Raw genomic sequence first — 7,861 nt, 5'->3', positions numbered from 1 at the left:
CCTCGGCCTCGGCCGCCGATCCGGCCTCGGCCGTCCAGTCGTCGGACTCCGACCTCTTCGTGATCCGGATGGACCCGGACGCCGCCACGCCCGGCGGCACGACCACCGTGCACGCCTTCGTCGGCAACCTCGGCCCGGACACCACGGCCTCGCCGTTCACCGTCGTGGTCACCCTCCCCGCGGGCGTCACCGCCGAGGGCCCGTACGTCCCGGAGAACTGCTACGCCTTCCAGGAGGGCCACCGGGTGCGCTGCACCTTCCCGGCCGGCCTGGCGCCGTACCGCAGCGCGACGGCGCTCGTCCCGGTCCGGCTGGCGGCCACCGTCCCGGCCCCCGGCACCCTGACCGGTGGCTGGGTGGCGGTGCGCAGCCCCGACGACTGCGACGAGGAGAACAACAAGCAGCCCTTCGAGATCCCGGTCGTCGAGTCGACCGGCCCGCGCCCGGCCGTCTGACCTGCGGCGACGGCGGCCGCCCGGCGAGGGGTGGCCGCGGTCGGCGGGCCCTCGCGGCGGCCCGGCCGGGGCCGCGGAACCGGCCGGTGTGGCGGGTCCCGCGGGGAAAGTGCGCCGGGTGGGCGGGGTGGTCGGATAGGTTGGAGCTCCGTCCGCGACGCCCGACAAGGAGACCCGCCCCACCATGACCGCGCCCCTGCCCGCCTTCGCCGGCCGCACCTACCTGTTCCGGGTCGACAACGGCGCGGCCTTCCGCAACGCCTACTCGGCCGACGGCAAGCGGCTGCGCTGGGAGGGCCTCGGCGAGTCGGCGGGCCAGTGGGAGGACGTCACCCTGCACGTCGCCGAGGTCGGGCCGCAGGTGTACTTCGTGAGCTGGACCGAGGTGAGCGGCATCACCGTCAGCCACGTGATGGACCTGGCGCGGATGACGGTCCGGGCGTTCTGGACGTACGAGGGCGAGGGCGGCCGGGTCGGCGAGCTGCACACCGGCACCCTGGAGCAGGTGGCCTGACCTCGCGGCCGCGAGGCCGGGCCCATCCGATCAGGCCCGCCCGACCAGGCCCACCCGGTCGGGCCCGCCCGGTCAGACCGGCCGGCCGGCGGCCGGGACGACCAGGTGCTGGGAGATCCACTCCAGCGAGGACGGCAGCAGCCGGCTCCAGGTCTCGAAGTTGTGGCCGCCGGTCTCCAGCATGCTGTAGGAGACCTTCATCGGGCTGTGCGCGGCGGCCACGAACGCCTCGGTCTCGCGCCGGTAGTCGCCGTCGCCCTGCTTGGTGCCGGCCAGCAGCACCGCGACCTCGGGCTGCGGGAGGTTCTTCAGCCGCCACATCAGGTCGGCCTCGTTGCGCCGCTGGGCGCTGCCCTTGAAGAGGTCGCCGGTGGTCGGGTCCTCGGCGGCCTGGTAGTAGCCGGAGAGCGAGACGGCGGTCGGGAAGACGTCCGGGTGGCGCATCGCCAGCTTGAGGGCGCAGTAGCCGCCCGTCGAGTTGCCCATGAACGCCCAGGCCCGCGGGTCGGACGACACCCGGTAGGTCGCCTGGAGCGCCGAGGGCACGTCCTTGGCGAAGTAGGTCTCGGACTGCGGGCCGCCGGGGACGTCCTCGCACTCGGTGTCCTGCGGCAGCGCCGGCGAGGGGCGCACCAGCACCATCACGGTCGGCTGCATCCGGCCCTCCTGGAGCAGCTTGAGCGCCGCGCCCGGGTAGTTGAGCCGGGTGACCAGGTTCTTGGCGATGCCCGGGAAGCCGGTGCTGACGATCAGCACCGGGAACTGCTTCTGCTCGTACTCCGGCTGGAAGTACTGCGGCGGCAGATAGACGTACCCCTCGGTGGAGAGCCGGGTGGTGGCGCCGTCGATCCGGACCTCGCGGATCTCGCCGGACTTGGCGGGGTCCCGGCCGAGCGCCCCGCCGCCCTGGACCTCGGCGTGGCCGATGGTCTCCACGCGCAGCCGGCCGGAGGCGTCCACCTTGTTCTGGATGACCACCGGGCCGTTGTCGCCGGTGCCCAGCAGGTCGTCCCAACTGCTGTAGAACGCGAAGTAGTTGTTGGCCACCAGGCCGAGCGCGGCGAGCACCGTCAGCTGGGTCGCGAGCAGGGCGCCGATCCGGCCGAGCACCGCCTGCCAGCTGCGCTTCGACAGTCTCGGCCACAGCCAGACCGTTCCGGCCATCGCCACGAGGGCGATCAGGACGGTCAATGCCAGCACCTTGTGGCTCGTCAGACCCATGTCGTGTTTGCTCCCACGCCTCGTACTCCCCCGCCCCCGGGGGAAGGACACCCGGGAGGGCCGCCCCGGTTCCCCCGTCCGCAACGAGGCGCTCGTCCGGGCGCGACCACTCAGCCTAGCGCCCGCGCGGACCGCACCGCCCCCGCCGACCAGCGGTGATGCCCTCGACCTGGAGGAGGAGAGCACCGTGCGGGGGGGGGTGTGGCACGGGCGCCGTCAGTTGACGTGGTTCCAGAGGCCGAGGCCCGCGGTGAGTTCACGCACGCAGCGGGCCCCGAGTTCGCGGGGCGAGCCGGGGCCGGTGGGCGGGGCGCCGGACACCGCCCACTCCTCCAGGGCGACCCGGATGGCGGCGGTGGCGGCGGCCGCGGCGAGGCGGATCTCCAGGGCGTCCGTGCCCGGCGGGCAGCGGTCGGCAATGGCGGCCCGCAGCCGCTCCTCGGAGGCGGCGTGCACCCGCTGCCAGACCGTGGCGAGGCGGGGGTCGCGCAGCAGTTCGCGGGTCCAGCGCATGGCCTCGCCGGCCTGCGCGTCGGCCGGGCTCAGCGACTCGGCCGCCGAGCGCTCCAGCGCCTCGCGGAGCGGCAGGCCGGACGCGCTCTCGGTGAACAGCCGCACCCAGCGGTCGCCGCCGGCCGCGAGCAGCGGGGCGACGGCGTCCTCCTTCTCCGAGAAGTAGCGGTAGAAGGTGCGCAGCGAGATGCCGGCGGCGTCGGCGATCTCCTCGGCGGTGGTGGCCTCGGCCCCGCGCGCGGCGAACAGGCCGGCCGCGGCCCGGGCGATCTCCAGCCGGGTGCTCTCGCGGCGGCGCTGGGTCAGGGAGGGGCGTCCGGTCACGGGGTCAGCGTACGCGAAGCGGCACGTCGAGACTTTTTGGCACAACGTGCCACTTGGGCGTAACGTGCCATTGAGGTTCGGGGGCCGCGAACGAACGACCGAAACGAACGAACGGAGAACCACCATGGAGCGCTTCACCGGACGGAACGTCCTGATCACCGGCGGCGGCTCGGGCATCGGCCGGGCCACCGTGCACCGGATCCTCGCCGAGGGCGGGCGGGTCGTCGCGGTCGACGTCGACGAGAACGGTCTGAAGGGCACGCTGGAGCGCGCCACCGCCGACGGCACCGACGGCCGCCTCACCACGGCGGTGCTGGACGTGTCGGACGAGGCCGCCGTCCGGGCGGGCGTCGCCGGGGCCGTGGCCTCGCTCGGCGGCCTGGACGTGCTGGTCAACGCGGCCGGCATCCTGCGTTCGTCGCACACCCACGAGACCAGCCTGGAGTTCTGGAACAAGGTGCTCGCGGTCAACCTGACCGGCACCTTCCTGATGACCCGCGAGGCGCTGCCCGCGCTGCTCGTGGGCGGCCGGGGCGTGGTGGTGAACTTCAGCTCCACCTCGGCGACCTTCGCCCACCCCTACATGGCCGCGTACGCCGCGACCAAGGGCGGCATCCAGTCCTTCACCCACGCGATCGCCGCCGAGTACGCCCGGCAGGGGCTGCGCGCGGTCTGCGTCGCGCCGGGCAGCATCGACAGCGGCATGACCCACAACCCGGGCCTGCCGGCCGACGCGGACCTCGGCCTCCTCGCCAAGCTCTCCCCCGCGATCGGGCAGGGCTTCGCCGGGCCGGAGACCGTGGCCGGCGTGATCGCCATGCTCGCCTCGGACGACGGCGCGTTCGTCACCGGGACCGAGCTGCGGATCGACGGCGGCACCCACATGTGAGGCCGGTGCCGGCAGCCGGCGGCCCCCCGGCCGTCAGCTGCCGGCCGCCGTCCCGCCGGGGCCCGCCGCCCGCCACGGTGCCGCGAAGGCCCGGGCGGGGTTGGCGGTGAGGAGGCGGTGCGGGAGCCCGGGCCCGAACTCATGCGCCAGGCGGGGGGCGAGGGCGGTCAGCAGGTGGGTGGGGCCCGGGGCGTGGCGGGCGCTGCGGGTGGTGGTGTCGCCGCCGAGCAGCAGGCGGTCCGCGTGACCGGCCTCGACGACGGCCGCGACCGTGTCGAAGAGGTGGTGGTCGGTCGCGTGGTGCGCGCGGGAGGGGCCGTCCAGCGCCAGGAAGGCGCCGGTGGCGGCGAGCCGGCGGTGCAGCCGGAGATCCGGGTGCCGGTTGAGGTGGCCGAGGATCACCCGCCCGGGCGGCACGCCGTGGTGGTCGCAGAGCAGGTCGAGGACGTCCGTCGCGGCGGTGCCGAGTTCGTGGTGGACGGCGATCGGCGCGCCGGTGGCGTGGTGCGCCTCGGCGGCGGCCGCCATCACCCGGCGGGTGTGGGCGCGCAGGCCGTGGAAGTCGCCGGCCACCTTGATCAGACCGGCACGGACGCCCTCGGGCGCACCGTGCAGACCGGTGGTGAGCTCGGCGGTGAAGAACCCGGCGAGCCCGGCGTAGCGCCGTTCGAGGTCGGCCGGGTCGTAGTGGACGGCCTGGTGGAGTCCGGTGGCGGCGACCAGGTGGACCCCGCTCGCCCGGGACAGCCCCGGCAGCGCGCCGGCCCGCCGGCCCATCCCGGCGGGCGTCCACTGGACGAACGCCCGGCCGCCGGCCGCCGCGAAGGCGCGCAGCACCCGCTCGGCGGCGGCGGGGTCGTCGAGTTCCTCGCCGGGCAGCACGGGGCTGCGCAGGAAGAGGTGGTCATGGGCGTCGCAGACCCCGAGTTCCGCGGGGTCGAGGTCGCCGAGGACGGTGCGGACGGCGGCCGCGGCGGCGGTGTTCACTCGGCCTCGGCGAAGGTCGCGGCGGCGACCCGCAGTCCGGCCAGGGCCCTGGGGACGCCGACGTAGGGCGCGAGGTGCACCAGGACCTCGGTGATCTCCTCCCTGGTCATGCCGATCCGCAGGCTGTTGCGGACGTGGTCGGCGAGCTGCGGCTCCACACCGCCGAGCGCGGTGAGCGCGGCGAGGTTGGCCACCTGGCGGTCGCGCAGGGCCAGTCCGGGCCGCTGGTAGGTGCCGCCGAAGAGCGCGGTGACGATCCAGTCGGGGAAGCCGGGGGCGAGTTCGTCGAGCGGGCCCAGGGTCGCGGCCGTGGTCCTCGGCCCGGCGAGTTCGGCGAGCAGGGCGTAGCCGGCGGCCCGGTCGAGCGGGGCGGGTTCGAGGTCGTCGGCGGCGGGGCCGGCGGCGGCCGCGCCGCCGGAGGCGGGGTCGGGGTCGGGGGCGGGGTCGGGGTCGGGGGCCGGGGCGGGGCGCATCGGGCGGGACGGTCCTTTCACCAGTGGCGGCCGGCGGGCAGCCGGTCGAGCTCGGGGCTGGAGAGGTGGTGCACGCGGTAGCGGGTGCCGGGCACGGCGTCCGGGGCGGCGGCGCGCCAGAGGGCGAAGCGCAGCAGCTCCCAGCGGGCCGGGTCGACGGCGACGGCGGCGGTGTGCAGCCCGGGGTGGTCCGGCAGTGCGGCGAGGGCGGCCTCGACGGCCTCGCCGGGGTCGACGCCCTCCGGGAGGCGCTCGGTCTGCCGGGTGGCGGTGGCGGGCGCCCCGGCGGCGGGTTCCTCGGCGGCCGGGCCGCGGCGCAGTCCCGCGCCGAGCCAGTGCCGCACGGCGGGGCGGCCGAAGTCGGCGGCCAGACCGCGGAAGCCGGGGCCCCAGAGGAAGGCGTTCATGCCCTCGGCGGTGCGCCACAGGTAGAACGGCGCGTACTGGTTGACGGGCGAGCCGTCGAGCCCGCGCTCGCGGACGAGGTAGGCCTTGAGGCCGAGGCCGGGGTGGGCGTCGAGCAGGTGGCCCCGTTCGGCGATCCTCCGGTGGACGATCCCCATGTCGTAGTCGGCGGGGAGGGTGATCTCGTACTGCATGGCGTGCACGGCGGGCTCCGTCAGGGGGTCGGGCCGGCGGCCCGGTCCGGGCGGTGGGCGGCGAGCAGGGCGAGCGCGCCGCGCACGGCCCGTTCGAAGGGTTCGGCGCTGTCCGCGGCCCGGGCGAGCACGTAGCCGCCCTGCACGACCGCGACCACGGCGGCGGCGAGGTCGGCGGGATCGGCGCCCGCGCGCAGGTCACCGGCCGTCTGGCCGTCGGCGATCACCTCGGCGATCCGGCCGCGCAGCCAGTCGAAGGTCTCCTCCACGGGCGCGCGCAGCCGGGGGTCGGCGACCACCTCGGGGTCCTGCGCCATCCGGCCGATCCGGCAGCCGCGCAGCACGTCCCGCTCGCGCCGCAGGTAGGCGGCCACCCGGTCGTGGGCGCTGCCGGGGCCCGCGAGGTCGGCCTCGGCGACGGCGCGCATCTGCTCGGCGCTGCGGCGCAGGGCGGCGGCCGCGAGGTCCGGCTTGCCGTCGAAGTGGTGGTACATGCTGCCCTGGCCGACGCCGGCGCGCTGCTGGATGGCCTTGGGGCTGGTGCCGACGTAGCCGCGTTCCCAGAGGAGTTCCTGGGTGCTCTCGATGAGGCGGTCCTGGGTTGCCATGCCGGTCACTGTACCCATGGGTACAGAGGATGTACATACCAGTAGGTACAGAAGGCTGCGGCGCTCACCGCGGCCGTTCGCCGCGGCGTCCCCCGGGAGGCCGCGAGGCCGTGGGCCGCCCCCCGGCGGTCCACGGCCCTGTGTGATCGTCGTCCCCGCCCGCGCCGTGCGGCACTCCTCGGCGGACCGTGGCACGGATCACCCCCGGACGGCCGCGGGCTGGCAGGATGGTCGCCATGACCTACCTCGCCGCGGATGACCGCTATGCCTCGATGACCTACCGCCGGGCCGGGCGCAGTGGCGTGCTGCTCCCCGCCGTCTCGCTGGGCCTGTGGCACAACTTCGGTGACGCCCAGCCGCTCGACGTCCAGCGGGCGGTGCTGCGCCGCGCCTTCGACCGGGGTGTCACCCACTTCGACCTCGCCAACAACTACGGCCCGCCGTACGGCAGCGCGGAGCGCAACTTCGGCCACCTCTTCGCGCAGGACTTCCGCCCGTACCGGGACGAGCTGTTCATCGCCTCCAAGGCCGGCTACGACATGTGGCCCGGTCCGTACGGCGAGGGCGGCAGCCGCAAGTACCTGACGGCCAGCCTGGACCAGTCGCTGGGCCGGATGGGCCTCGACTACGTGGACGTCTTCTACTCGCACCGCTACGACGCGAACACCCCGCTCGACGAGACCATGGGCGCCCTGGACGCGGCGGTCCGGGCGGGCAAGGCGCTGTACGCGGGCATCTCCAACTACCCGGCGGAGCAGCACCGGGAGGCGGTGGCGATCCTGCGCGAGCTGGGCACGCCGGTCCTGATGAACCAGTGTGCGTACTCCGTCCTCAACCGCTACGTCGAGGACGAGGGCGTGCTGGACGCGGTCGCCGAGACGCAGACCAGTCTGATCGCCTACTCCCCGCTGGCGCAGGGCCTGCTGACCGACCGCTACCTCTCGGGGGAGGTGCCGGCCGGGTCGCGGATGTCGATCGGCAAGTTCCTGCGCGAGGAGGCGCTCACCGAGGCGAAGCTGGAGCAGCTGCGGGCGCTGAACAAGGTGGCGGAGCGGCGCGGGCAGAGCCTGGCGCAGCTGGCGCTGAGCTGGGTGCTGCGGGACCCGCGGGTGGTGTCGGTGATCATCGGGGCGAGCAGCGTGGCGCAGCTGGACCAGAACCTCGACGCGCTGGCGGGCGGCCCGCTGAGCGCCGAGGAGCTGGCCGAGATCGACACGCTGAGCCGGTGATCCGCTGAACCGGTGAGTGGTGCGGAGCGGTGCCCGGCCGGTCGATGCG

Annotated in this window: 10 protein-coding genes; 4 read left to right on the top strand and 6 right to left on the bottom strand. The window is 75.1% G+C overall.

What is annotated here, in order from left to right; translation table 11 throughout:
* Both ACFXAM_RS36540 and ACFXAM_RS36535 read left to right on the top strand, forming a co-directional pair.
* The coding region (locus ACFXAM_RS36540; protein WP_380297984.1) for a hypothetical protein at positions 1-455 on the top strand (455 nt) is incomplete at its 5' end.
* 184 nt (positions 456-639) lie between these two features.
* Positions 640-969, top strand: a complete 330-nt coding sequence (locus ACFXAM_RS36535) for a hypothetical protein (protein ID WP_380297982.1) — start codon at positions 640-642, stop codon at positions 967-969.
* Positions 970-1,041: 72 nt separating this feature from the next.
* Here the strand turns inward: ACFXAM_RS36535 and ACFXAM_RS36530 are convergent, their stop codons facing one another.
* Together ACFXAM_RS36530 and ACFXAM_RS36525 are read right to left on the bottom strand one after the other, a co-directional pair.
* On the bottom strand, positions 1,042-2,190 hold the full coding sequence (locus ACFXAM_RS36530; RefSeq protein ID WP_380297980.1) for an alpha/beta hydrolase: 1,149 nt from the start codon (positions 2,188-2,190) through the stop codon (positions 1,042-1,044).
* Between the two features lie 216 nt (positions 2,191-2,406).
* Complete coding sequence (locus ACFXAM_RS36525) at positions 2,407-3,027, bottom strand: TetR/AcrR family transcriptional regulator (RefSeq protein WP_380297978.1); 621 nt, start codon at positions 3,025-3,027, stop codon at positions 2,407-2,409.
* 124 nt (positions 3,028-3,151) lie between these two features.
* Between ACFXAM_RS36525 and ACFXAM_RS36520 the strand changes: the two genes are divergently transcribed.
* A complete protein-coding gene (locus ACFXAM_RS36520; RefSeq protein ID WP_380297977.1) occupies positions 3,152-3,916 on the top strand; it encodes an SDR family NAD(P)-dependent oxidoreductase in 765 nt (254 codons plus the stop codon).
* A gap of 33 nt (positions 3,917-3,949) precedes the next feature.
* On the opposite strand, the gene ACFXAM_RS36515 is transcribed toward ACFXAM_RS36520, so the two are convergent.
* The 4 genes from ACFXAM_RS36515 to ACFXAM_RS36500 are packed head-to-tail and all read right to left on the bottom strand — an operon-like array spanning position 3,950 to position 6,583.
* Complete coding sequence (locus tag ACFXAM_RS36515) at positions 3,950-4,903, bottom strand: phosphotriesterase (RefSeq protein WP_380297976.1); 954 nt, start codon at positions 4,901-4,903, stop codon at positions 3,950-3,952.
* Positions 4,900-5,376 carry a carboxymuconolactone decarboxylase family protein gene (locus ACFXAM_RS36510; RefSeq protein ID WP_380297974.1) on the bottom strand — a complete coding sequence of 159 codons (477 nt, stop codon included), beginning with the start codon at positions 5,374-5,376 and terminating at the stop codon, positions 4,900-4,902. Before ACFXAM_RS36510 ends, ACFXAM_RS36515 begins: the two co-directional genes overlap by 4 nt.
* 17 nt (positions 5,377-5,393) lie before the next feature.
* A complete protein-coding gene (locus ACFXAM_RS36505; RefSeq protein ID WP_380297972.1) occupies positions 5,394-5,984 on the bottom strand; it encodes a DUF4865 family protein in 591 nt (196 codons plus the stop codon).
* Positions 5,985-5,995: 11 nt separating this feature from the next.
* A complete protein-coding gene (locus tag ACFXAM_RS36500) occupies positions 5,996-6,583 on the bottom strand; it encodes a TetR/AcrR family transcriptional regulator (protein WP_380297970.1) in 588 nt (195 codons plus the stop codon).
* A gap of 236 nt (positions 6,584-6,819) precedes the next feature.
* On the opposite strand from ACFXAM_RS36500, the gene ACFXAM_RS36495 reads away from it, so the two are divergent.
* Positions 6,820-7,812: an aldo/keto reductase gene (locus ACFXAM_RS36495; RefSeq protein ID WP_380297968.1), complete on the top strand. Its 993-nt coding sequence runs from the start codon at positions 6,820-6,822 to the stop codon at positions 7,810-7,812.
* Positions 7,813-7,861 lie beyond the last annotated feature (49 nt).

The sequence above is a fragment of the Kitasatospora sp. NPDC059462 genome, assembly GCF_042749955.1.
In the GTDB taxonomy this organism is placed as follows: Bacteria; Actinomycetota; Actinomycetes; order Streptomycetales; family Streptomycetaceae; genus Kitasatospora.
This window is presented reverse-complemented; position numbering and strand designations above follow the sequence as displayed.